Annotated in this window: 20 protein-coding genes, 1 tRNA gene and 2 pseudogenes; 10 read left to right on the forward strand and 13 right to left on the reverse strand. The window is 66.9% G+C overall.

All coding sequences use genetic code 11. The features are described 5' to 3' along the window. Positions 1-520 (reverse strand): annotated as a pseudogene (locus RBB34_RS18575) (hypothetical protein); the annotation flags it as partial. A 261-nt stretch (positions 521-781) separates the two neighbouring features. Between RBB34_RS18575 and RBB34_RS18580 the strand changes: the two are divergent. After that, positions 782-1,738, forward strand: coding sequence for a nitronate monooxygenase family protein (locus tag RBB34_RS18580; protein WP_306120742.1), 957 nt, complete (start codon positions 782-784; stop codon positions 1,736-1,738). 9 nt (positions 1,739-1,747) lie between these two features. On the opposite strand, the gene RBB34_RS18585 is transcribed toward RBB34_RS18580, so the two are convergent. From RBB34_RS18585 to RBB34_RS18605, 5 genes are read right to left on the reverse strand one after another with little or no spacing between them, the layout of a single operon-like run. Continuing rightward, positions 1,748-2,197 carry a periplasmic heavy metal sensor gene (locus RBB34_RS18585; RefSeq protein WP_306120743.1) on the reverse strand — a complete coding sequence of 150 codons (450 nt, stop codon included), beginning with the start codon at positions 2,195-2,197 and terminating at the stop codon, positions 1,748-1,750. After that, positions 2,197-2,580 (reverse strand): hypothetical protein, encoded by a 384-nt coding sequence (locus RBB34_RS18590; RefSeq protein WP_306120744.1) that lies wholly within the window; start codon positions 2,578-2,580, stop codon positions 2,197-2,199. The genes RBB34_RS18585 and RBB34_RS18590 overlap by 1 nt, the downstream gene beginning before the upstream one ends. Continuing rightward, complete coding sequence (locus tag RBB34_RS18595) at positions 2,567-3,139, reverse strand: sigma-70 family RNA polymerase sigma factor (protein WP_306120745.1); 573 nt, start codon at positions 3,137-3,139, stop codon at positions 2,567-2,569. The genes RBB34_RS18590 and RBB34_RS18595 overlap by 14 nt, the downstream gene beginning before the upstream one ends. Positions 3,140-3,166: 27 nt before the next feature. Then, positions 3,167-3,544, reverse strand: a complete 378-nt coding sequence (locus RBB34_RS18600) for a hypothetical protein (protein ID WP_306120746.1) — start codon at positions 3,542-3,544, stop codon at positions 3,167-3,169. A gap of 57 nt (positions 3,545-3,601) precedes the next feature. Beyond that, positions 3,602-4,063, reverse strand: coding sequence for an EF-hand domain-containing protein (locus RBB34_RS18605; RefSeq protein ID WP_306120747.1), 462 nt, complete (start codon positions 4,061-4,063; stop codon positions 3,602-3,604). Positions 4,064-4,247: 184 nt separating this feature from the next. Here RBB34_RS18605 and RBB34_RS18610 point away from each other — a divergent pair, with 184 nt between their 5' ends. The 5 genes from RBB34_RS18610 (at position 4,248) to RBB34_RS18630 (ending at position 6,701) form a co-directional block, all read left to right on the forward strand. Further along, positions 4,248-4,592: a hypothetical protein gene (locus RBB34_RS18610; protein WP_306120748.1), complete on the forward strand. Its 345-nt coding sequence runs from the start codon at positions 4,248-4,250 to the stop codon at positions 4,590-4,592. Between the two features lie 111 nt (positions 4,593-4,703). Beyond that, entirely contained in the window at positions 4,704-5,219 is a 516-nt protein-coding gene (locus RBB34_RS18615) for a L,D-transpeptidase (protein WP_306120760.1), read from the forward strand. Further along, positions 5,216-5,902, forward strand: a complete 687-nt coding sequence (locus RBB34_RS18620; protein WP_306120749.1) for a L,D-transpeptidase — start codon at positions 5,216-5,218, stop codon at positions 5,900-5,902. The genes RBB34_RS18615 and RBB34_RS18620 overlap by 4 nt, the downstream gene beginning before the upstream one ends. 134 nt (positions 5,903-6,036) lie before the next feature. Next, positions 6,037-6,112: transfer RNA gene (locus RBB34_RS18625), tRNA-Thr, on the forward strand. A 43-nt stretch (positions 6,113-6,155) separates the two neighbouring features. Beyond that, the gene (locus RBB34_RS18630; RefSeq protein WP_306120750.1) at positions 6,156-6,701 is read left to right on the forward strand and encodes a DUF924 family protein; all 546 of its coding nucleotides are present in this window, start codon (positions 6,156-6,158) and stop codon (positions 6,699-6,701) included. Positions 6,702-6,952: 251 nt separating this feature from the next. Here RBB34_RS18630 and RBB34_RS18635 read toward each other — a convergent pair whose 3' ends face one another. Then, positions 6,953-7,759, reverse strand: coding sequence for an outer membrane beta-barrel protein (locus tag RBB34_RS18635; RefSeq protein ID WP_306120751.1), 807 nt, complete (start codon positions 7,757-7,759; stop codon positions 6,953-6,955). A 340-nt stretch (positions 7,760-8,099) separates the two neighbouring features. On the opposite strand from RBB34_RS18635, the gene RBB34_RS18640 reads away from it, so the two are divergent. The 3 genes from RBB34_RS18640 to RBB34_RS18650 all read left to right on the forward strand — a co-directional run bounded on the left by RBB34_RS18640 (position 8,100) and on the right by RBB34_RS18650 (position 13,723). Further along, positions 8,100-9,941 carry a long-chain-fatty-acid--CoA ligase gene (locus RBB34_RS18640; RefSeq protein WP_306120752.1) on the forward strand — a complete coding sequence of 614 codons (1,842 nt, stop codon included), beginning with the start codon at positions 8,100-8,102 and terminating at the stop codon, positions 9,939-9,941. 272 nt (positions 9,942-10,213) lie between these two features. Beyond that, the gene (gene pgi, locus RBB34_RS18645) at positions 10,214-11,845 is read left to right on the forward strand and encodes a glucose-6-phosphate isomerase (protein WP_306120753.1); all 1,632 of its coding nucleotides are present in this window, start codon (positions 10,214-10,216) and stop codon (positions 11,843-11,845) included. Positions 11,846-11,917: 72 nt separating this feature from the next. Beyond that, on the forward strand, positions 11,918-13,723 hold the full coding sequence (locus RBB34_RS18650) for an IlvD/Edd family dehydratase (RefSeq protein ID WP_306120754.1): 1,806 nt from the start codon (positions 11,918-11,920) through the stop codon (positions 13,721-13,723). A gap of 321 nt (positions 13,724-14,044) precedes the next feature. Here the strand turns inward: RBB34_RS18650 and RBB34_RS18655 are convergent, their stop codons facing one another. From RBB34_RS18655 to RBB34_RS18675, 5 genes are all read right to left on the reverse strand, one after another. Next, positions 14,045-15,163 (reverse strand): ABC transporter ATP-binding protein, encoded by a 1,119-nt coding sequence (locus RBB34_RS18655; RefSeq protein ID WP_306120755.1) that lies wholly within the window; start codon positions 15,161-15,163, stop codon positions 14,045-14,047. A gap of 57 nt (positions 15,164-15,220) precedes the next feature. Continuing rightward, the gene (locus RBB34_RS18660; RefSeq protein WP_306120761.1) at positions 15,221-16,900 is read right to left on the reverse strand and encodes an alpha-glucosidase; all 1,680 of its coding nucleotides are present in this window, start codon (positions 16,898-16,900) and stop codon (positions 15,221-15,223) included. A 24-nt stretch (positions 16,901-16,924) separates the two neighbouring features. Further along, complete coding sequence (locus RBB34_RS18665; RefSeq protein ID WP_306120756.1) at positions 16,925-18,259, reverse strand: carbohydrate ABC transporter permease; 1,335 nt, start codon at positions 18,257-18,259, stop codon at positions 16,925-16,927. Further along, entirely contained in the window at positions 18,259-19,500 is a 1,242-nt protein-coding gene (locus tag RBB34_RS18670; protein WP_306120757.1) for a sugar ABC transporter permease, read from the reverse strand. The genes RBB34_RS18665 and RBB34_RS18670 overlap by 1 nt, the downstream gene beginning before the upstream one ends. A gap of 102 nt (positions 19,501-19,602) precedes the next feature. Beyond that, entirely contained in the window at positions 19,603-20,958 is a 1,356-nt protein-coding gene (locus RBB34_RS18675) for an ABC transporter substrate-binding protein (protein ID WP_306120758.1), read from the reverse strand. Between the two features lie 600 nt (positions 20,959-21,558). Here RBB34_RS18675 and RBB34_RS18680 point away from each other — a divergent pair. Further along, on the forward strand, positions 21,559-22,626 hold the full coding sequence (locus RBB34_RS18680; RefSeq protein WP_306120759.1) for a substrate-binding domain-containing protein: 1,068 nt from the start codon (positions 21,559-21,561) through the stop codon (positions 22,624-22,626). 7 nt (positions 22,627-22,633) lie between these two features. Here RBB34_RS18680 and RBB34_RS18685 read toward each other — a convergent pair. Next, positions 22,634-22,981 (reverse strand): annotated as a pseudogene (locus tag RBB34_RS18685) (aldehyde dehydrogenase (NADP(+))); the annotation flags it as partial.

Raw genomic sequence — 22,981 nt, forward strand, 5'->3', positions numbered from 1 at the left:
GGCCGCCACGGCCCTGCGCCCGGCGTGCCCGTGCGCCATCGTCGGCGTAGGCGCCCGCCGCCTGCGGGTCCGCGTGGGCGATATCGTCCGGTTCGGAAAAGGCGTTGATGCGCGGCTCGACATGCAGCCCCTGCACCTCGTAGTCGTCAAGCGGCGGTGCGGGCGGGATGTGCATGCCGCCGCGATGGGCTGGCTCACGCGCCGGTCCACGTCCCTGCGGCGGCGCGGCGACGTGTCGGGCCGGCGGTCCCATGCGCGCGGTAGGGGGCGGCTGCGCGCGCCGAGCCTGTTCGGCCGCCAGTTCCGCCTCGACCGCCTGAACCTCGCGCTCGATCGCCTCGATGATCGCGGTCAGACGCTCGGTCTGCCGGCGCAGCCTGTCTGGCGAGACGCGCCGGTGCGCCTCGGCCGAGCGCTGCAGCGCGGTCGCTGCCGCGACATAGACCCGGCGGCGAAACGCGCTGTCGCGAATGTCGCCCTTCTCCAACGCCTGCCGCAGCGCCGTTTCCAAACTGACCACGAATTCCGATCCCTGCGCCCGCATGCGGCGGGGCCCAGCTTGTCGCCAACACAACGCTTCCCTCGCATGACACAATTGACGGGCGGTGAAAAGGTCCGGCCCCGGCCACCCCCAACTCGGCCCGCCACCGGCCCCGTCCACCGAAAACGCGTCCGGCCGAATGCGCGAGCCCGGCGGGCAAGGCCTTGCAAGCGCGGTCGAACCTGATACTGCTTACGTTTACGGAAACGTCAAAGCCGACCCGGCCAGTGGAGCCCCGCCATGGCGCTGCCCGAGATCCTCAAAGCCAATGTGCGCATACCGGTGATCGGTGCGCCGCTGTTCATCATCTCCAACCCCACGCTCGTTCTGGCGCAATGCAAGGCCGGCATTGTCGGCGCCTTTCCGGCGCTGAACGCGCGGCCCGAGAGCCAGCTCGAGGAATGGCTGGCAGAGATCACCGAACACCTGGCCGCCCATGACGCTTCCCATCCGGACCGGCCCGCGGCGCCCTTCGCGGTCAATCAGATCGTGCACGCCTCGAACCGGCGGCTGGAGCACGATCTGGCGCTGTGCGTCAAGTACCGGGTTCCGATAGTCATTTCCTCGCTGGGCGCGGTGCCCGAGGTCAACCAGGCGGTGCACTCCTATGGCGGCATCGTGCTGCACGACGTCATCAATGACCGGCATGCCCGTTCGGCGATCCGAAAGGGCGCGGACGGGCTGATTGCGGTGGCCGCGGGCGCGGGCGGCCATGCGGGCGCGCTGTCGCCTTTCGCGCTGGTGCAGGAGATCCGCGCCTGGTTCGACGGTCCGCTGCTCCTGGCCGGCGCCATCGCCACCGGCCGGGCGATCCTCGCCGCGCAGGCGATGGGCGCCGACATGGCCTATATCGGCTCGCCCTTCATCGCGACGCAAGAAGCGCGCGCCGACCCCGCCTACAAGCAGGCGATCGTCGACGGCTCGGCGAGGGACATCGTCTATTCGAGCCATTTCACCGGCGTTGCCGGCAATTATCTCAGGTCGTCCATCGCCCGGGCGGGCCTGGACCCCGACGACCTGCCGGAGGCCGACCCCTCGAAGATGGATTTCGGCGCGGTGACCGGCGCCAAGGCCTGGAAGGACATCTGGGGCTGCGGACAGGGGATCGGCGCGGTCACGGCCGTCGAGCCGGCGGCGCGTCTTGTGGACCGGCTTGCCGAGCAATACCGCGCCGCGCGCGCCGCGCTGTGCCGATAGGCGCGCTGTTCAGCGCCCGATGAAATCGCGATAGCGCCCGATGGCGGTGCGGCGCGGCAATTCGATGCGCCGGCGCAGTTCCGGATCGGCATCCTCGATGGCATCGGCCAGGATCTCGTGGGTGCCGGCCTGCAGCGCGGTGACCGCGGCGCGCACATCGGCCATGGCCGCATCGAGCCGCTGCCGGTCGAAGGGCCGGGCGCGCATCGCCTCGAACATCTCGGTGCGGGCACGGTCATAGGCGGCGATTTCCGGCGCCAAAGCGCGCGCTCTTGCGCGCAACTGGCCGCGCAGGGCGACGCGCAGCGGGCGCGGATAGGTCTCGAAGGCCTGGGTGGCGGCCACGATCACACCCGGATTGCGCAGCATGAAAACGGCGGCGCCGGCGGAGACCGCGGCGATCGTCGTCATCACCACCAGCGCGATCGCCAGAACCCAGTTCAGCCGGCGCGCCGTCATCAAAGCACACCGTATATGCCCGCAAGGCCGGTTGCGTATCCGGTCGGCGCGATCAGGCCTGCGGCCAGCGAGGCGGCGGCGTAGCCGGCGCCGGCAAGTCCCAGGCTGGTGGCCAGCGCGGCGAAGAGCCGTCCCGGCGTGATGGCGAAGGCGGCTCGCTCCGGCCCGGCGGCGGCGGCAATGCGGGCGGCAAGGCCCGCATCGGGCGGCAGGCGGACAGCGCGGGCGGCGGCCGCCTCGAGCGCGGCGAGTTCGGCATGGGCGGCCCGCGCGCCCGGATCGGTCGCGAGCAGCGCTTCGGCCCTGACACGCTCGGCCTGCGGCCAGCGGGTCATTTGCGGCCCGTGACGCAGCAGGAGGCGGTCGAATTCATCCCTGTTCATGGTCGTTGTCCTTTTCGTTGCCGGCGGCGCGCAGGCCCGTGCGGGCACGCACGAGCAATTGTTCGACCGCGCCGCGGCTGATGCCCATTGTCAGCGCGATCTCGCCATTGGCAAGCCCGGCCGATACCGAGAGCAGCAGCGCCATGCGCTGACGGTCCGGCAGGCCGGCGATCGCCCGGCGGACCGCGGCCAATTCATCGCGACCGGCCAGTTCGCGCTCGGGATCGTCATTGCCGGCGAGCCGGTGCGCGACGTCCTCGATGGGCGCCCAGGCGACCCTGCGCCCGCGCCGCCGGCCATGGTCGATGCACTTGTTGGCGGTGATGCGGTAAAGCCAGGTCGAAAAACGTCCGCGGTCGGGCCGCCAGTCGGAGACCCGGCTCCAGACCGCCACGAACACGTCCTGGGCGATCTCGTCGGCATCGGCGGCATTGCCGGTAAAGCCGTTGGCGACTGCCCGAACACGTTCGAGATGGCGCGAGACGAGCAGGCCGAAGGCCCGCTCGTCCCCGCTTGCGACGGCTTTCGCAAGCGCCTCGTCATCCTGGCCGATCGACAATGGCTGGCCATCCGGTGCGCGCCGGCCCTATTTGCGGCGGATCCTGACGCGATTGTAGGTCTCGCCGCCGGGCGCTGTAAACGTGCCGTAGCGGCGAACCGCGCGCGGCCCGTTGACGGTGGCGCTCTGGCCGCTCCAGCTCTCGCCGGTGGCGGCGGTGCCCGACCGGCTCGTCGCGCACAGCCGCCAGCCCGTGCCGCATTGCGTCGTCACGCTCGAGGTGCCGCCATCAGGTCCGATGCGTTCGACATCGCGCGTGACGATGCCGTCCTGTTCGGACCAATGGATCGTCGCCGAACCGCCATTGGGGCCGAAGCGGGTGACGTCGCCGGCCTGGGCGATCGAGGTGCCAAGAGCGAATGCGGCGCAGGCGGCGGTCAGCGTTGTCAGGGTCTTGAGGGTCATGTCGGGTCTCCTTGGACTGTGTGGGGTTGCTTGTGGGGGTTGAAGGCACTGCGCCGGTCAGCGCCGGTCGCCGATGATGTCGGAAAGGCGCGCGAGTTCCTGCCGGTCGATCGAGCCGTCATCGTTTGCATCGATCAGCTCGAAGAACGGCGTGGGCGCGTTTTCGAACTCCATGCGCGTGACCTGGCCGTCGCCGTCGGTGTCGAAACGCTCGAACCCCGATTCGGCGGCGAGCAGAGCGTGCGTTGCGCGACGCTGGCCGCGCTCGAGCGCGGCGGCCTGCTCGTCCGCCGATATGGTGCCGTCGCCATCGGTGTCGGCGCGGTCGAAACCGCGCATGCGCAGGTTGAGGATTTCGGCCGGGCCGAGAACGCCGTCGTCATCGGCGTCGGCCGCGGCGAAGACGAATTTCAGGAACATATCGGCGCGCGGACCCGCCTCGGCGGTCTGGGCGCTTGCGGGCACGCCGATCGCCAGGCCGCAAAGGGCGATCGCGGCGATGAACGATTTCCGGTTCATGACAAAACTCCGTTTCAGTGACACCGGTCATGCCGGCATGGCTCTGAAACGCAGTTCCGCACGGGGTCCTACGCCGGGACGGGCATTTTCTCGCGGCGGCCGGGCTGTGACCGTCCGGCAACACTCACGGGCTCGTGATCGCATGGTCATGGATTGGCAACTTCGGCATGGCTAAGACGGAGACATGCGCTATCTCGCCGCCATCGTCGTTTTCCTGTCGTTCCTTGCGACCCATGCGGTGGGCGCGACGTTCGGCCATGGCGACAAGGCCGGGGCGGAGGTCGCGCAGCGCCTTGTCACCGCCGCCTACGCGCCGATGGCCACGCCCGGCGACCGCCTTGCCTGCTGCGCGGACAGTCAGAGCGTGACGGAGGCGGATCCGACGCCGTGCCAGCAGGCCGACTGCCTGTTCATCGTGCCGTTCGTGGAACGCCAGACGGCGCGGGCCGTTCTGGCGACGGGAAGCTGGCGCATGCATGGTTCGCGTCCGGGCGAGACCCTCATCGTGCATCCGCCGCCAATTTTCTGACCGGAAGCTTGGCTATGGGCGCGCCATGGCGTGCCGACGGAACAATTTCGCTCAGGAGAACCGACGATGATTTCAAGACGTCACCTGATTGCCGGCGCTGCGGCGGGGCTGATGGCGCGTCCATTCGATGCGCTGGCGCACGCGACCGACAGCACGATCGATCCACGATTTCAGCCGCAATACGTCGAATTCACCGGCTATGGCCGGGGCGTGATCGTGGTCGATCCGCGCAACCATTTCCTCTACTGGACGCTGCGCGGCCCGACGGCGCTGCGCTACGGCGTCGGCGTCGGCCGCGCCGGACTTGCGTTCCGGGGCGAGGCGACGGTGGAACGCAAGGCCAAGTGGCCCAGCTGGCGGCCGACCGACAACATGATCCGCCGCGAGCCCGGCAAATATGCCAGATACGCAAACGGCGTGCCCGGCGGGCCCAACAACCCGCTGGGGGCGCGTGCGCTGTATCTGTACCGAAACGGGCGCGACACGATGTATCGCATACACGGGACAAACCAACCGTCCTCGATCGGGCAGTCGGTTTCCAATGGCTGCATCCGCATGCTCAACGCTCACGTGGAAGATCTCTATGAGCGCGTTCCGCTCGGCACGCGGGTGGTCGTACTGGGATGAGACACAACAGACTCAACCGGCGCAGGTTCGTCGCGGGCGCGGCGAGCCTGGCCGGGCTCGGCCTTGCCGGCTGCACGACGACGCAGGTGCAGCCCCTGCCCGCCTCGCCCAAAACGGCACCGGTGCGCCCGTCGCCGGCGGTGCTGGCAGCCTACGGACCGCGGCCGCAGGAACGCTTCCCCCTGCCGGCGGTCCCGATCGAGAAAGTGCCCGAACGTTTCTGGCGCCAGCAGGTGGCCTATTCGACGCCCGAGCGGCCCGGCACGATCATCGTCGATACGCGGGCCTTTTATCTGTATCTCGTGCAGGAGAACGGCATGGCCATGCGCTATGGTGTCGGCCTGGGGCGTGCGGGGTTCGAGTGGTCGGGGCGCGGCACCGTCGCCTACAAGCGCAAATGGCCCAAATGGACCCCGCCCGACGAGATGATCGCGCGCGAGCCCGAACTGGAGAAGTGGAGCGTGCGCAATGGCGGCATGCCGCCGGGGCTCGACAACCCGCTCGGCGCGCGCGCGCTCTACATCTTCCAGGACGGCGTGGACACGCTCTATCGCGTGCACGGTTCGCCCGAATACTGGTCGATCGGCAAGGCCGTGTCGTCGGGCTGCGTGCGCCTGATCCAGCAGGATGTGATCGACCTTTACGACCGCGTGCCGACGCCGGCGCCGATCGTCGTGCTGTAAGGACGCCCTGCCCCGCCCGTCGGTCGGCGCATCGGGCTGGCGTTCCGATGCCGCCGACTGGCACTTGATCTTGGCCCGACGCGCGGCTAAAGCGCGTCAGGCCCATGGCATCGTTCGGCTGCGATGCCCGGTCCGCCGCATTAGCTCAGTTGGTAGAGCACGTCATTCGTAATGATGGGGTCGCTGGTTCGAGTCCGGCATGCGGCACCAGTTCTGGCTGGCAGGAAGGCCTCGGGGAGCGGGCAGACAGATCGTGAGCGATGATTGGCAAGACCGCGTGCTGGCGTTCTGGTTCGACGAACTGGAGCCCGAACAGTGGTTCAAGCGCGATGGCGATGTCGACGCGGCAATCACGACGCGCTTTTCCGACACATATGAGGCGCTTCGCGGCAAACCGGCCGACGAACTGGCGGCAACCGCCCGCACCGCGCTGGCCGCGGTGATCGTGCTCGATCAGTTCGCGCGCAACATGTTCCGCGACAGCGCCCGCGCCTTCGAGAGCGATCCGCTTGCGCTCGAGGTCGCCAATGCCGCCCTCGATTGCGGCCTGGACCGGCAACTGGGCGAAAACGAACGCCATTTCCTGTACATGCCGTTCATGCATTCCGAGCGTCTGGCGGACCAGGACCGCGCCGTGGCGCTGTTCGAGGCGCTGGGCAAGGAACTGGGCATCAAATACGCCCATCTGCACCGCGACGTCATCGTCAAGTTCGGCCGGTTCCCGCATCGCAACGCCGCGCTCGGCCGACCGACGACAGCGGCCGAGCAGGCGCATCTGGACGTCCATGGCGGCTTCTGACGCGGCCGCCGCCGCCGCGTTTCGCACTGTCGTGCGGCCTTGCCAACGCCATCGAACCGCTCGCGCGCGCCCACGCGCACGATGATCGCCCGCTGCTGGACGCGCCCGATCGCGGCTTGACCAGTGCCGAGGCCGGTGTCTGGCCGACCGACACCGACGATCCGGGTGGGTTCAGGCGGTTCGTGCCGGCAAACGATCCGGCCGAAACGGACCGACGGCGGCACGCCGCCCGTCTCGCCGGTCCGTCGCCGCTATGGCCGGAAGTGGTAGTTCACGCCGATGCCGAAGGTGTGCATGTGCTGGTCGATGTCGAACCGCTCGGTCAGGCCCGGGCTGGTCGAGCCCGCGGGATAGGTGAATTCATGGTTGCTCGCGCCGAAATCGACATAGGCGTATTCGGCGCGCACCGACCAGCGATTGTCGATGGCCCATTCGGCCCCTGCGCCGAAGGTCCATCCGGTGCGCGTGGTGCTCACCGTATCGGTGTCCTGCACGCCGTTGAATGCGATGAAGAAATCCTCGTTGGCAAAGGCGAAGCCGCCCTTTGCGTAGACGAGCACGCGGTCGAAGGCGTAGCCGGCCTTGGCGGTGGCCGTGCCCATCCACTTGATGTCGCTGTGCTTGGTGTAGCCCGCGAAAGTCACGCTGTCGCCGCTGTCGGCCAGATCGCCCAGCGAAATCGTCGCCTCGGCGCCGAAGACCAGGGGCGAACCGGAAGGCTGGTAGTTGAAGCCGACCTGCGCGCCGCCGGTCAGGCCGGCCATGTCATAGTCGACCGGCGCGCCGATGGCGAGCGGTCCGGTTCCGGCCGACGAGAAGGTCTGCGTCCAGGTCTTGCCGCCGGTCGCGTAACCCACATGCGCGCCGGCATAAAGGCTCGTCCAGTTGAAAACGACCGGCTGGAACGGTTGTTCGACGAAGCCCGGCGCCGGATCCTGGTAGATCATGACATCGGCGGCCCCGGCATCCGTGCCCATCAGACCGACCAGGCCGGCGGCCGCGATCGATACGGTAAAAGCCGAAAACCGAACCGTGTGTTCAATGCGAGCGACACCCATCTTCACCCCCTACGCAGTACACCGCGCCTATTCTACAGCATTGCCGTGCATTCACCAAGGCGTGAACTGTGACTTATCTGTAACAATGGCATCCGATTAGAGGGGCTTGGAATGAGGGGCACCGATGGGCCGGCGGCCGGCGGGGCCCGCAGGGCGCATCCGGAGGCCGCCGACAGTTGACGTTTACGTCACAATTGCTTGCGGGCATTCGGCAGTTCCTGTATGACCAAAGTATTACGCGGGTCCGGGCGCGCGGCGACGGGGCGTCGCCCGGACATCAAGGCCATGTGGTCCGGCATCGGCACGATGCGCGTCACGTCATGCGAGCTGGGAGGAAGTCATGACCGACACCGCAACCAAGCGGTCTGCCGACGCCGATATGGCAACGGCGACGGGCAATGACGACGCGGTGCCGGCGGCGGTCGACGAGGCCGCGCCCGAAACGCCCGCCGAGGCCGCTGCGGCAGGCGAAACGATCGCACCGGGGAACGCGACAACGGCGACCGGCGATGCGGCCGACGCCGAAAAGGTGTGGCTGGGCTCCTATCCTGAGGGCACGCCCGCCGAGATCGGGCCGCTCGTCTATACCAGCATTGCCGAGATGCTGGACGAATGCCTTGCGCGCTATGCCAACCGCACCGCCTTTTCCTGCATGGGCAAGGCGATCACCTATGCCGAGCTGGACGCGGCATCGAACGCCTTTGCCGCCCACCTGCAGTCGCTGGGGCTCGAAAAGGGCGACCGCGTGGCGCTGATGATGCCCAACATCCTGCAATACCCGGTCGCCATGGCCGGCGTGTTCCGGGCCGGGCTGACCGTCGTCAACGTCAATCCGCTCTATACGCCGCGCGAACTCGAACACCAGCTCAATGACAGCGGCGCCAGGGCGATCGTGATCCTCGAGAACTTCGCCGGCACGCTGCAGCAGGTGATCTCCAACACGCCCGTCGAGCACACCATCGTCACCGCCATGGGCGATCTGATGGGGCTGAAGGGCCACATCGTCAATCTGGTGGTGCGCCGCGTGAAGAAGCTGGTGCCCGCCTGGCGCATTGCCGGCCACCAGCCGTTCAAGACCGTGCTGGCCAATGCCCGGGGCCGGAAGCCGGCGCATGTCGAGGTCGACCGGCACGAGCCGGCCTTCCTGCAATATACCGGCGGGACGACCGGCATCTCCAAGGGCGCCGTGCTGACCCACGCCAACATCCTGTCCAATATCGAGCAGTGCCGCGCCTGGCTGGATGTCGGCTACCGTGCCCGCGGCAAGCCCGAACAGGTCAACTATGTCTGCGCGCTGCCGCTCTATCACATCTTCGCGCTGACGGTGAACGGCTTCGTGGGCATCCGCGAGGGCGGGCACAACATCCTCATTCCCAATCCGCGCGACATTCCGGCCTTCGTCAAGGAGCTGGCCAATCACCGCTTCCACTTCTTTCCCGGGCTCAACACGCTGTTCAACGCGCTGCTCAACAACGAAGAGTTCGGCAAGCTGGACTTTTCGCATCTGCGCATGACCTTCGGCGGCGGCATGGCCGTCCAGCGGCCGGTCGCCGAGCGCTGGCAGGCGCTGACCGGGTGCGTGATCACCGAGGGCTACGGGCTTTCGGAAACCTCGCCGGTCGCCACCGGAAACCGGCTGGACGCGGCCGAGTTCACCGGCACGATCGGTCTGCCGCTGCCCTCGACCGAAGTGTCGATCCGCGACGATACCGGTAAGGCGCTGGCCTTCGGCGAGGTCGGCGAGATCTGCATCAGGGGCCCGCAGGTGATGGCCGGCTACTGGAACCGGCCCGAGGAGACCGCCGAGGCGATGACCGCCGACGGCTTCTTCCGCTCCGGCGACATGGGGTTCATGGACGCGAACGGGTTTACCAAGATCGTCGACCGCAAGAAGGACATGATCCTGGTGTCGGGCTTCAACGTCTATCCCAACGAGGTCGAGGAGGTCGCCGCCGGCTGCGAGGGCGTGGTCGAGGCCGCCGCGGTGGGCATCGCCGACGAGCATTCGGGCGAGGCGGTCAAGCTGTTCGTGGTGCGCGCCGACGACAGCGTCACCGAGGAAAAGATCAAGGCCTATTGCGCCGCGCATCTGACGAACTACAAGCGGCCGCGGCAGGTCGAGTTTCGCGACAGCCTGCCCAAGACGAATGTCGGCAAGATCCTGCGGCGCGAACTGCGCTAGGTTCTGTTGCGCTTCGGCGCGCGAGGCCGCGTTGGTGTGCGAAATCGTCGGCCAACAGGAGAAATGCGCAAGCAAGCGTGGACCACTTGCGCGCATTTTCGGCGCCTTGGGCGGCGATTTCGGGCCGGCCGGACGGGCCGCGCGGTGATATTCGACAGACCCCAGGGGCGGCGCGGCGCGGCACGGGCGCAAATTTTCGCCATTGCGCGGCAAACCCCATGACCTGACGGCCATGCTTTGCTAAGGCGCGGGAGACCAACGGGACCCGTGCCATGACCGAGAAAACCGCCATTGTGAAGTCCCTGCGCGATCATGCGCGCGACGGTGCGCCGACCGACATGCGCGCCGCCTTCGCGCGGGACCCCGAGCGCTTTGCCGTCCATTCGGCGCGGCTCGACGACATGGTGCTCGACTGGTCGAAATGCCGGGTCAATGGCGAGACGCTCGACCTGCTCGAACGGCTGGCCGAGGCCTGCGCGGTCGAAGAGCGTCGCGATGCCATGCTGTCGGGCGCGCCGATCAACGCAACCGAGGGCCGCGCCGTCCTGCACACCGCGCTGCGAAACCGGTCGGGTACACCGGTGATGGTCGAGGGCGAGGATGTCATGCCCGCCGTCAACGCGGTGCTCGCGGCGATGGCCGATTTCTGCCACGGCGTGCGGGCGGGCACGATCACGGGCGCCACCGGAAAGCGGATCGAGCGGGTCGTCAATATCGGCATTGGCGGCTCGGATCTCGGCCCGGCCATGGCGGTGCGCGCGCTGCGGCCAAGCCATGACGGACCGGCGAGCCATTTCGTCGCCAATGTGGACGGCGCCGACATTGCCGACACCCTGGCGGTCTGCGACGCCGAAACGACGCTGTTCATCGTCGCCTCGAAGACCTTCACGACCGTCGAGACGATGACCAATGCGGCAACGGCGCGGCGCTGGCTGTCCGACCGGCTCGGCGAAGCGGCCGTGGGCGCGCATTTCTGCGCGGTGTCGACGGCGCTCGACAAGGTCGCCGCCTTCGGCATCGGCGCAGATCGCACCTTCGGCTTCTGGGACTGGGTCGGCGGCCGCTACTCGCTGTGGGGCGCCATCGGCCTGCCGATCATGATGGCGGTCGGGCCGGAGGCCTTCGGCCGGTTTCTCGACGGCGGCCATGCCATGGACCGGCATTTCGCCACCGCGCCGCCGCGCCGCAACCTGCCCATGATGCTCGGCCTGATCGGCTACTGGCATCGGGCGGTGTGCGGCTATCCCTCGCGTGCGGTCATCCCCTACGATCAGCGGCTCGCCCGCCTGCCGGCCTATCTGCAGCAGCTCGACATGGAATCGAACGGCAAGCGCGTCACGGTCGGCGGCGAGCCGGTCGACGTCTCCGGGCCGACGGTGTGGGGCGAGGTGGGCACGAACGGCCAGCACGCCTTCTTCCAGCTCCTGCATCAGGGCACGGATGTCATCCCGGTCGAATTCCTGGTGGCCGCCAGCGGCCACGAGACCGACCTTGCGCATCATCACGAGCTGTTGCTCGCCAATTGCCTGGCCCAGTCAGAGGCGCTGATGAAAGGCCGGACCCTTCAGGAGGCGTACGAGCAGCTGACGGCCTCCGGCATGGCCGAGGCCCGGGCGCGCGCACTCGCGCCGCACAAGGTGTTCGCCGGCAACCGACCCTCGCTGACGCTCGCCTATGACCGGCTCGATCCCGAAACGCTGGGCCGGATCGTCGCGCTTTACGAGCATCGGGTCTTCGTCGAGGCGCAGCTTTACGGCATCAACGCGTTCGACCAGTGGGGCGTCGAACTGGGCAAGGAGCTCGCGACCGCCCTGCTGCCGGCCGTCGAGCGCGGCGACGGTTTTGGCCATGACGCATCGACCGCCGGGCTGATCGCCCATATCGGTGCCCTGCGGCAGGGCTGAGTCGCGCCGCGACGGGCTTGATCGTATACGTCTTGCGCCCTACCGAAGGGCGACGAGGAGGATCGCATCGCCATGACATCGAACGCCAAGGCGGGCAAGCGCCTGCGCAGCCAGGAATGGTTCGACAATCCGGACAATCCGGACATGACCGCGCTCTATCTGGAGCGCTATCTCAATTACGGGCTGACACGGGAGGAGTTGCAATCGGGCCGGCCCATCGTCGGCATCGCGCAGACCGGCTCGGACCTTGCGCCCTGCAACCGCCACCACATGGAACTGGCAAAGCGGGTGCGCGACGGGGTCATCTCGGCGGGCGGACTGCCGATCGAGTTCCCGGTCCATCCGATCCAGGAGACCGGCAAGCGGCCGACCGCGGCGCTCGACCGGAACCTGACCTATCTGTCCTGCGTCGAGGTGCTTTACGGCTATCCGCTCGACGCGGTGGTCCTGATGATCGGCTGCGACAAGACGACGCCAGCGCTGCTGATGGCCGCCGCCACGGTCAACATCCCGGCAATCGCGCTGTCGGTCGGCCCGATGCTCAATGGCTGGCATCGCGGCGAACGGGCCGGCTCGGGCACGGTGATCTGGGACTATCGCCAGAAGCTGGCCGCCGGCGAGATCGACTACGACCAGTTCATGGACGCGGCGGCGGCGGCCGCGCCCTCGGTCGGTTATTGCAACACCATGGGCACGGCCACGACCATGAACTCGCTCGCCGAGGCGCTGGGCATGCAACTGCCCGGCTCGGCGGCCATTCCCGCGCCCTATCGCGAACGCGGCCAGATGGCCCATCGCGCCGGCCGCCGCGCCGTCGAGATCGTGCACGCCGATCTCAAGCCCGCCGACATCATGACGCGCGCGGCCTTCGAGAACGCCATCGTCGTCAATTCGGCGATCGGCGGGTCGACCAACGCGCCCATCCACCTCAATGCGGTGGCGCGGCATCTGGGCGTCGAACTGACCACCGACGACTGGCAGGCGGTCGGCCATCACGTCCCGCTGCTGGTCAATCTGCAGCCGGCGGGCGAATATCTGGGCGAGGACTACCACCGCGCCGGCGGCGTGCCGGCGGTGATCGCCGAACTGCTGCGCAACGACCTGCTGCCGCATCCGGACGCGCTGACGGTCAATGGCCGCACCGTCGCGGAGAACTGCGCCGATGCGGAAAACCACAACCAGGACGTGATCCGCCCGCTCGCCAGGGCACTGATGGCCGATGCGGGGTTCATCAACCTGTCGGGGAATCTGTTCGATTCGGCGATCATGAAAACCTCGGTCATCTCCGACGAATTCCGGCAGCGCTATCTGTCCGATCCGGGCGATCCGGACGCGTTCGAGGGCACGGTGGCTGTCTTCGACGGGCCGGAGGACTATCACGCGCGCATCGACGATCCGGCCCATGGCATTGACGAGAACACCGTGCTGATCATGCGCGGGGCGGGACCGATCGGCTATCCGGGCGCGGCGGAGGTGGTGAACATGCAGCCGCCAGGCCATCTGATCAAGAAGGGCATCACCGCCCTGCCCTGCATCGGCGACGGGCGCCAGTCGGGCACGTCGGGTTCGCCGTCCATGCTCAACGCCTCGCCGGAGGCGGCCGTCGGCGGCGGGCTGGCTCTCGCCCGCAATGGCGACCGGCTGCGCATCGACCTGAAGGCCGGCACGGTGAACCTGCTGGTCGAGGAGGCCGAACTGGCGGCGCGGCGCAAGGCGCTGGAGGAGGCGGGCGGCTATGCCTATCCGCCCTCGCAGACGCCCTGGCAGGAGCTCTACCGGACCCATGTCGACCAGCTCGACAAGGGCATGGTGCTCAAGCCTGCCGTCAAGTATCAGCGCATCGCGCAGGAAAAGGGCCTGCCACGGGACAATCACTGACCGGACAAAGGGCGGCCGGTGCGGTCGTCGAAGGCGGTTCGTCTCGGCCCGACCGTACTGTCCGCAACTTCCCTGCGTTCATCGCCCGGCATGCGGTGGCGGGCGGGCGCCGACGCCGCCACGCCGTGATCCCGCGCGCGGCCACGACGTCACTTGCTCGGCGCCGCCGTCATCCCGGCACTCGTTGCGAACCACGGAAACCGCGAACATGTCGCGGAACGAGGAAACAAGCGCCCGTCCACGCGTGCGGGCAGGAACAAAGGATAGCGCCGAGAAGAGACGGCCGGGCCAATCAGGCCAGGCCCGGCAATCGCCCGGACCTCACGCCGCCTGCTTGCGCTCCGCTTCGACCAGCATGGACTGTCCGTCGCCGTCGAACAGGTGAAGGTCGCCCGCATCCGCCGTCAGGTGGATCTCGGAGCCGCGCTCGATATCCACATAGCCCGACAGCTTGGCCAGGATCGGCTCTTCATGGCCCTCGACGTTGACGTAGAGCAACGTCACCTCGCCAAGCGCCTCGGCGATATCGAGCTTGCCGGAGACGATGGTCTGTTCGCCCTCCCCGGCGATGCGCAGATCCTCGGGGCGCACGCCGAGCTTGACCGGATGCCCCTTCAGAGACGGCGCTCCCGCGATCGGCACGACGGCCTTGCCGCCCCCTTCGACGTCGACGGCGACTTCGGAACTTGAGGCCGCGGTGACCACCGATTCCATGATGTTCATGGCCGGCGAACCGATGAACTGGGCCACGAACAGATTGGCCGGCCGGTGGTAGAGCTCCATCGGCGGGCCGACCTGTTCGACATATCCATCGCGCAGCACGACGATCCGGTCGGCCAGCGTCATCGCCTCGATCTGGTCGTGAGTGACATAGATCATTGTCGTATCCGGCATGGATTCGTTGAGCTTGGCGATCTCGATGCGCGTTGCAACGCGCAGCGCCGCATCGAGGTTCGAAAGCGGCTCGTCGAACAGGAAGACCTTCGGATCGCGGCAGATCGCCCGGCCGATCGCCACGCGCTGGCGCTGGCCGCCCGAGAGCGCCTTGGGCAGGCGGTTCAGATAGGGCTCGAGCTGCAGGATGGACGCCGCGCTCTTGACGCGCTCGTCGATCTCCTGCTTGGACTTCTTCGCCAGGCGCATGCCGAACGCCATGTTGTCGTACACCGTCATGTGCGGATAGAGCGCGTAGGTCTGGAACACCATGGCGATGCCGCGCTCGGATGGCGGGATGTCGTTGACCACCCGGCCGTCGATTTCCATCGTGCCGCCGGTGATCCGCTCGAGCCCCGCAATGGTGCGCAGGAGCGTGGACTTGCCACACCCCGACGGGCCGACGAAGACGATGAACTCACCGCGCTTGATGTCGAGGTCGATGCCATGCAGCACCTCGACATCGCCATAGGCCTTGACGATCTTCGTCAGTTTCAGATCCGCCATAGTCGTCTCCTCCCAGCCACGTCGTTGGCGTTGTCGGTCCGTCGGGACCAGTCTGGCTCATTTCTGCCGTTCGGCAAAGTAGGCCGAATACCCACCAAGGGTCAGCTTGCGCCCGTCGCGCGCGAAATCGGTGTGCGGGTTGCCCGCAAGCGTGTTCCAATGCCCGGCCCCGATATCCACTTCGGCGGGGCGCTCGGTCATGTTAATGACCGCAAGGATCTCGTCCTCGCCATTGCGGCGCGTGAACGTGAGCACGTCATGGGAATCGCCATGAAACTCGATCGTGCCCTTGGCGAACACGCGGTGGCGCGCCCGGAAGGCGAGCATGGCGCGGTAGTGGCCGAGCATGGTTTCGCTGCCCCCCGACTGGCGGTCGACGGAACAGTTCAGATGCTCATAGGGAACAGGCAGCCAGGGCTTGCCCTCGGTGAAGCCGCCATTGGGCTCGTTGTGGCTCCAGACCATCGGCGTCCGGCAGCCATCGCGCCCCTTGAAGGTGGGCCAGAACTGGATGCCGTAAGGATCCTGCAGATCGTCATAGTCGAGCACGGCCTCGGTCAGCCCCAGTTCCTCGCCCTGGTAAAGGCACACCGAGCCGCGCAGCGACAGGATCAGCGTGGCCGCCATCTTCAGAAAGCCGTCGCGGTCGATCACCATGTCGGCCCAGCGGCTGGCATGGCGCACCACGTCATGGTTGGAGAAGGCCCAGCACGACCAGCCATCGGGTGCCACGCGCTCGAACTCCTCGATCACCTCGCGCACGCGCGTGGCGGTGATCGGCGAGGGCGCCAAAAAGTCGAAGGAATAGCACATGTGGATCTTGTCTTCGCCCGAGGTGTAGTCGGAGACGAGTTGCAAGCCATATTGTGCATCGCCGACCTCGCCGACCGCCGCCGCCGCGGGATACTCGTCGAGCAGCGCACGGAATCGCCTGAGGAAAGCGACATTTTCGGCCTGGTTCTTGTCGAAGCGGTGGTCCTGGTAATTGTAGGGATTGACCTCCGGGGCGATCAGCGAATTGCGCAATTCCGGTGCCAGCGGCGGGTTGTCCTCGAGCCCGGCCGAGTGAAAGTAGAAGTTGATGGTGTCGAGCCGGAAGCCGTCGACGCCACGATCGAGCCAGAAGCGCACCGCATCGAGCAGCGCGTCCTGGACCTCGGGATTGTGGAAGTTGAGATCCGGCTGGCTCTTGAGAAAGTTGTGCAGGTAGTACTGGCGGCGCGAGGTGTCCCATTCCCAGGCCGAGCCTCCGAACACCGACAGCCAGTTGTTGGGCGCGGTGCCGTCGGGCTTGGCATCGGCCCAGACATACCAGTCGGCACGCGGATTGTCGCGCGAGGACCGGCTCTCGGCGAACCACTCATGCTGATCGGAGGTGTGCGAAATCACCTGGTCGATCATGACCTTCAAGCCCAGCCGATGCGCCTCGGCGATCATGCCGTCGAAATCGGCGAGCGTGCCGAACATGGGATCGACGGCCTTGTAGTCGGCCACGTCGTAGCCGAAGTCGAGCATGGGCGAGGCAAAGAAGGGCGAAATCCAGATCGCGTCGACCCCGAGCGAGGCGACATAGGGCAGCCGCCGGGTAACGCCGCGCAGATCGCCGATGCCGTCGCCATCGGTGTCCTGAAACGAGCGCGGATAGATCTGATAGATCACCGCGCCGCGCCACCAGTCACGATCGGTCTCGTGACTGGTGACCAGACCGGGTGCCCGGTCTGAGGGAAAGTCGTAGATGACGTTCAAGACGAGATGCGCCCCTTACTTGACCGATCCTGCCAGAAGGCCGCGGACCAGATAGCGTTGCATGGCGAAGAACACCACAAGCGGCACCGCAATCGACACGAAGGCCGCGGTGGCAAGGATCTCCCAGTTGCCGCCGCGCGTGCCCAGCAACTCGACGATCTGTCTTGTCATCACCGTGGTCTCGCCGGTCGCGTCGATCAGGAACACCAGGGCCACCAGAAGATCGTTCCAGGTCCACAGGAACTGGAAGATCGCAAAGGAGGCCAGCGCCGGGAACGACAAAGGCAGGATGATGCGCACGAAGATCTGGAAATCGGTCGCGCCGTCGACCCTTGCGTTCTCGATGATGTCCCGCGGCAGGCCGACCATGTAGTTGCGCAACAGATAGATGGCAAGCGGCAGTCCGAAGCCGGTGTGCGCCAGCCACACGCCCAGATAACCCTTTCCGATTCCGATCGCGTTGTGAAGCTGGAGAAGCGGGATCAGCGCCAGTTGCAGCGGCACCACCAGCAGCGCGACGACACAGGCGATCAGCAGCGCCCGGCCGGGAAACTCCATCCAGGCGAGCGCATAGGCGGCGAAGGCCGCGATCAGGATGGGGATGATCGTGGCCGGTATGACCACGGTGAGCGTGTTGAAGAAGGCCCTGGAAATGTTGTCGGTGGTCTCGGCGCCGGCCACGGTGCCGGTACTGGCGCCGAATATGTTGATCAGCAGGACCAGCATGACCAGCGCGCCGGCTATCGAGATGGCGACCGACAGGACGGGCATGGAACTTCGCAGGAGGAAGTAGATCACCGCGCCGGCGGCCGCCGAGGCCACCAGGAAGACGAGCATGCGCTCGATGACGTTCTCGCCCAGCACGGTGTCGTAGTTCTCGAGCGTGAAGGTGGGCGGGGTCGTCGCGGTGACGAACAGGCGTTCGCCGCGCCGGCCCTCGAATTCGGTCGGACTGGTGAAGCGGTAATTGCCGACCGCATCGAGCGTGACCTGCTGGCCGTCTTCCAGATCGACGGTCTCGCCGGGCTGATAGGCGGCGATGTCGCGCGAAGAAAGGCCCCAGGCGGTGATCTCCTCGGCGGCGACATCCTCTTCGTCGAAGATGTTGCCGGAGATCACGAAGACGCCGTCCTGGTCGACCTGCGCATCGGGACCCTGGGCGCGCAGGACCATGTTCTGCTCGGTCTGGAACAGCGCCGCCCACCAGCCGCTGGTGGAGATCTGATCGGCGGTGCGGAACGAGGAAACGAACAGGCCGACCGTGGGGAACAGCCAGACAATGACGAGCAGCGCCACCGTGATGTGGACGGCCCAGGTCAGGTGCGATTTGGAACCGGCGATCCCTTCCATCAGCGCATCTCCTTGCGGGCGTTGTAGACATTCCAGACCAGGATCGGCGTGACCAGCAACATGATCACCATGGCGCCCGCCGAGCCCACGCCCCAGTCATTGGCGCGGAACAGCTTGTCGTACATGTAGTTGGCCAGCACCTGCGTCTCCCACTGGCCGTTGGTCATGGCAAACACGATGTCGAAGATCTTCAGGACCAGAATGGTGATGGTGGTCCACACGACCAGGATCGTGCCCATGATCTGCGGCACCTTGATGCGGAAGAACAGATCGAACGGGCCCGCCCCGTCGATGATCGCCGCCTCGACGGTCTCCTCGGGAATGCCGCGCAGGGCCGCCGACAGGATCACCATGGCAAAACCGGTCTGGATCCAGATCAGGACGACCATGAGGAAGAAATTGTTCCAGAACGATATGGTCAGCCAGTTCTGCGGTTCGCCATACGGCAGTTCGGACGTCAGAAGTCCGGGCAGCGTGCTCACCGATTCCCATATCAGCCAGACGAACAGCAGCGCGACGGCGCCGCGCAGACCGGCGGCGAGCATGCCCGGCCCGCGGTCGTCGCGCTCGATGATCGGCTTGGCGAGCAGCCAGGCGCCATAGGCGACCGCAGCGGCAAAGCCGACGATCAGCAGCGCGGGCAGGATGCGCAGCACGATGGTCGACCACAGCCCCGGCTCGAAGGCCATCCACACCGCGTTGAGCACGCCGATCTGGTCCTGGCCGGCCGGGCGGGAATCGTAGACCAGCTTCCAGATCACCGAAGCGCCGACGAAGGAGATCGCCATGGGCATGAAGATGAGCGACTTTGCGACGTTGCCCCAGGCGATGCGGTCGGTGAGCTGGGCGGCGAGCAGGCCGAAGGCGGTCGCCGCCGCCGGCACGACGATGAGCCACAGCATGTTGTTGCGCATCGCCTCCCAGAACTTGGGCTCGTTGAACATCTGGGTGTAATTGGCAAGTCCGACCCAGTCATAGCCGCCGCCGGCGACCCGGTCCGTGAGCGACAGGCGCAGCGTCTCGACGACGGGATAGGCCAGGTACAGCCCCAGCGCGAAGATCGCGGGAAACAGAAACAGCCATGGCCGCACCTGATTGGCGCGGTTGATGTTCACGCCCGCATTGGGTCCGCGGGCCGGAAAAATGACTCGATCGAGCAGCTGGTTGGAAAAATAGAAATAGCCAACGCAGCCGCCCACGCCGACGATGATCGTCAGCAGTCCCTGCAAGGCGGGATTCATGGCGCCTCCTCCCCGGTGGCGGATATGTGTCTCGAACGGCCCGGCCGCTGGATCACGGCCGGGCGCTCATTGGCTCGCTTTCCGACTTCTCGTGCGGCCGGATTACTTGAGTGCGTCCCAGGCGTCCTGGATGTCGCCGGCAACGTCTTCGGCGGTCGCCCCGCCGGTATAATCGACCATGCCGGTCCAGAAAGCGCCGGCGCCGACACCGCCGGGCATGAGGTCGGACGCGTCGAAGCGGAAGGTGTCGGCGGACAACAAGATGTCGCCCATCTTGCGCAGCGTGTCGGAGGCATAAAGATCGGTGTTGACGCCGGTATGCGGGGTCAGGAAGCCCTGCTGAGCCATCCACACCTCATGTGCGATGGGCGTCTTGAGGAATTCGATGAAGGCCCGCGCGGCTTCGGAATCCTCGGTGATGCCGAACGTGGTTCCGGCGCCCAGCACCGGATTGCCCAGCCCTTCTTCCTCGATCGACGGGAAGTAGAAGAAATCGACATCGAGCCCGACCTCGGTGCCCTCGGGGAAGAAGGCCGGAATGAACGATGCCTGGCGGTGCATGTAGCACTGGGGCGGCGAGGAGAACAGGCCCTTGGGGCTGTCGCGGAAGTCGGTCGATGCGACCGCGTCGGCGCCGCCGGAGACATAATCGTCATTGCGGGCGAACCAGCCATAGGCCTCGATCGCCTCGATGACGCGCTGGTCGGTGAACGGGATCTCGTTCGCCACCCACTGGTCGTAGACGCTGGGCTCGTGCAGGCGCAGCATCATGTCCTCGACCCAGTCGGTGGCCGGCCACCCCGTGGCACCGCCCGAACCAAGGCCGATGCACCAGGGCGTCTCGCCTTCCTCGGCGATCCGCTGGGTCAGCTCGCGCAGCTCTTCCATCGTCTGGGGCACTTCGTAGCCGGCATCCTCGAAGTTCTCCGGCACGTACCAGACCAGCGACTTCACATCGACCTTGTAGAAGAAGGTGTAAAGGTTTTCCTCGCCGTCCGGTCCCTCATAGGTGCTCAGATCCACCCAGGACTGGCCGGCGGCGTAATTGTTGCGCATCCATTCGGCGGTGTCCTCGCCCAGCGGCGTCAGGAAGCCGCGGCTTGCCATGTCGGAGGCCAGGCCAGGCTGGGGAAACACGGCGATGTTGGGCGCCGAGCCGGCCTCGGCATCGACGACGATCTGCTGCTCGAAGCTGTCCGAGCCGGTGTAGCGGACATCGACATTGGCCGCCTCGGCGAAATAGGCCAGCACGTTCTCGACAAGCTCCTGGTCGGGGCCGAGCCACGGGCCGAAAACGGTCAGCTGCTCGCCGCCCAGATCAAACTCCTCGGCGAACGCGTTGTAGCTGTCCCAGTTGAAGTCACCCTCGCCGACCGGGAAGGTCAGGTCCTGGGCGCTGGCGCTGCCTGCGGCGAGTACCGCCAGGGCCGCAACGCCGGTCAATAGTGTCCGTTTCATGAGTCATCCTCCCAGATTCAACAGCAACGGGCCCTGTCAGGGTCCCGATCAAACACGGCACACCAGCCAGAATCGGAAAGCGCCATGCCGTGCCAAAGCGCTTTGGCTTCGCCGGACTTTGGTCATGGCGCCGCCGCGAGTCAAGCGCTTTGTGGCGCGTTTCCCGCGCTTGCATCGACCGCCAAAAACCGGCATTGCGGGCACCTTCGCCCGGCTTGTCGGCGGCGGAAACAAAGCGCGGCGACTTTCATCGCCGCGCGTGGCCCGGGGGCGCGCCAGCCCCGTTCGGAGCCGTGATGACGGAGCGGGTTGGTGACCAGACCAGACGAATGCGCAGCGCCTGTCGGCCACGGGGTATCGGAAAATCGCGCCGGAATCGGCACCGAACCGGCCGTGGCTCGGGCTGTGCGATCGGCGCAAGCGGGCGGCACGACGCGCTTGCCCTCGGCCCGCCTTGTGGTCCGCGCGCTTGTCCCGGCGTGGCGAATCGAGCGCCGGCAAGCAGAATTGATCCTATCTCGTCACAGAACACCCTAGCGGCGAAGCGCGCCAGCATGCATTATCCAAAGCCCTTTGAGCGGGTGTTTTCGGGAGGAGGCATTGGCCAATCTGAAACAATTGTCAGAAAAGCTTGGCCTGTCGCAGACCACGATCAGTCGCGCCCTGAACGGCTATCCGGAGGTCAGCGAGGCCACGCGCCGGCGCGTCATCGAGGCGGCGCGCGAGCATGACTATGAGCCCAATTCGAGTGCCCGCCGGCTCGCCACCGGCAAGTCGCGCACGATCGGGCATGTGGTGCCGATTTCGCATCACGACATGATCAATCCCCATTTCACCGACTTCATCGCCGGCGCCGGGGCGGTCTACAACAGGCGCGGCTACGACATGCTGATATCGGTGGTCGACAGCGCCCAGGAAGCGGCCACCTATCGGGCGCTCAAGCGCAATGGCCGGGTCGACGGCATCATCGTGCACGCGCCGATCGTGCGTGACCCGCGGCCGGCCATGCTGCGCAAGCTCGGCCTGCCCTTCGTCGTGCACGGCCGCACGCTGGACGACGAGGCGAGCTATGCCTGGGTGGACGTCAACAACTGCCGTGCGTTCCGGGAGGCGACGCAGCATCTGATCGGTCTGGGCCACCGCCGGATCGCGCTGGTCAACGGGCTCGAGCACATGGCCTTCGCCCAGCGCCGGCGCGAGGGCTATGAAAGCGCCCTGCGCGAGGCGGGGATTGCCGTCGACGGCACGCTGATGTCGAGCGACGAGATGATCGAGCCGGCCGGCTACGAGGCCATGCGCCGTTTCCTGGCGCTGGCCGAGCCTCCGACGGCGGTGCTGTGCGCCAGCGCCCTGTCGGCGCTCGGCGTCATGGGCGCGGCGCGCGAGGACAACCTGCTGCCGGGCACGGGCATCTCGATCATCTGCTATGACGACTGCCTGTCGTTTCTCGACATCGGCCCGGACGGCATGGGGCTGACCGTGATGCGCTCGGCCATCCGCGAGGCGGGCGAGCACTGCGCCTCGATGCTGATCGACCGCATCGAGGGGCGGCAGACCGCAGGCCGGATCCTGCTCGAGGCCAAGCTGATCGAGGGCCGCTCGACGGCCCGGTGCCGGCCGGCGCCGGGCCGGCGCGCCGCGCACAAGGCCCCGGCGACGCCCGGCTGAGCGCCGATCAGCGCGCGTCTTCGGGCAGAATGTCGGTCGGCATGTTCTGGTAGCACACCGGGCGCAGCCAGCGCCGGATCGACAGCGTGCCGACCGATGTGTGGCCGAAATTGGTCGAGGCCGGGTACGGCCCGCCATGGACCATGGCGTCACACACTTCCACGCCCGTCGGATAGCCGTTTGCGATCAACCGGCCGGCCTTGCGCTCGATGACCGGCATCAGCCTTGCGGCCAGACCGGTGTCGGCATCGTCCATGTGCAGCGTGCATGTGAGCTGGCCCTGCAGGCTGCTGGCAATGGCGACCATCTCGGCCTCGTCGGCGACGCGCACGATCAGCCCGAGCGGGCCGAACAC

This window comes from Roseitalea sp. MMSF_3546 (genome assembly GCF_030732865.1).
Lineage (GTDB): Bacteria > Pseudomonadota > Alphaproteobacteria > Rhizobiales > Rhizobiaceae > Roseitalea.

Bases quoted from the DNA above. Each gene is read 5' to 3' on its own strand.
- RBB34_RS18580 (WP_306120742.1), top strand. From the start codon at position 782: ATGGCGCTGCCCGAGATCCTCAAAGCCAATGTGCGCATACCGGTGATC.
- RBB34_RS18585 (WP_306120743.1), bottom strand. From the start codon at position 2,197: ATGACGGCGCGCCGGCTGAACTGGGTTCTGGCGATCGCGCTGGTGGTG.
- RBB34_RS18590 (WP_306120744.1), bottom strand. From the start codon at position 2,580: ATGAACAGGGATGAATTCGACCGCCTCCTGCTGCGTCACGGGCCGCAA.
- RBB34_RS18600 (WP_306120746.1), bottom strand. From the start codon at position 3,544: ATGACCCTCAAGACCCTGACAACGCTGACCGCCGCCTGCGCCGCATTC.
- RBB34_RS18605 (WP_306120747.1), bottom strand. From the start codon at position 4,063: ATGAACCGGAAATCGTTCATCGCCGCGATCGCCCTTTGCGGCCTGGCG.
- RBB34_RS18610 (WP_306120748.1), top strand. From the start codon at position 4,248: ATGCGCTATCTCGCCGCCATCGTCGTTTTCCTGTCGTTCCTTGCGACC.
- RBB34_RS18615 (WP_306120760.1), top strand. From the start codon at position 4,704: ATGGCGCGTCCATTCGATGCGCTGGCGCACGCGACCGACAGCACGATC.
- RBB34_RS18620 (WP_306120749.1), top strand. From the start codon at position 5,216: ATGAGACACAACAGACTCAACCGGCGCAGGTTCGTCGCGGGCGCGGCG.
- RBB34_RS18635 (WP_306120751.1), bottom strand. From the start codon at position 7,759: ATGGGTGTCGCTCGCATTGAACACACGGTTCGGTTTTCGGCTTTTACC.
- RBB34_RS18640 (WP_306120752.1), top strand. From the start codon at position 8,100: ATGACCGACACCGCAACCAAGCGGTCTGCCGACGCCGATATGGCAACG.
- pgi (WP_306120753.1), top strand. From the start codon at position 10,214: ATGACCGAGAAAACCGCCATTGTGAAGTCCCTGCGCGATCATGCGCGC.
- RBB34_RS18650 (WP_306120754.1), top strand. From the start codon at position 11,918: ATGACATCGAACGCCAAGGCGGGCAAGCGCCTGCGCAGCCAGGAATGG.
- RBB34_RS18655 (WP_306120755.1), bottom strand. From the start codon at position 15,163: ATGGCGGATCTGAAACTGACGAAGATCGTCAAGGCCTATGGCGATGTC.
- RBB34_RS18665 (WP_306120756.1), bottom strand. From the start codon at position 18,259: ATGGAAGGGATCGCCGGTTCCAAATCGCACCTGACCTGGGCCGTCCAC.
- RBB34_RS18670 (WP_306120757.1), bottom strand. From the start codon at position 19,500: ATGAATCCCGCCTTGCAGGGACTGCTGACGATCATCGTCGGCGTGGGC.
- RBB34_RS18675 (WP_306120758.1), bottom strand. From the start codon at position 20,958: ATGAAACGGACACTATTGACCGGCGTTGCGGCCCTGGCGGTACTCGCC.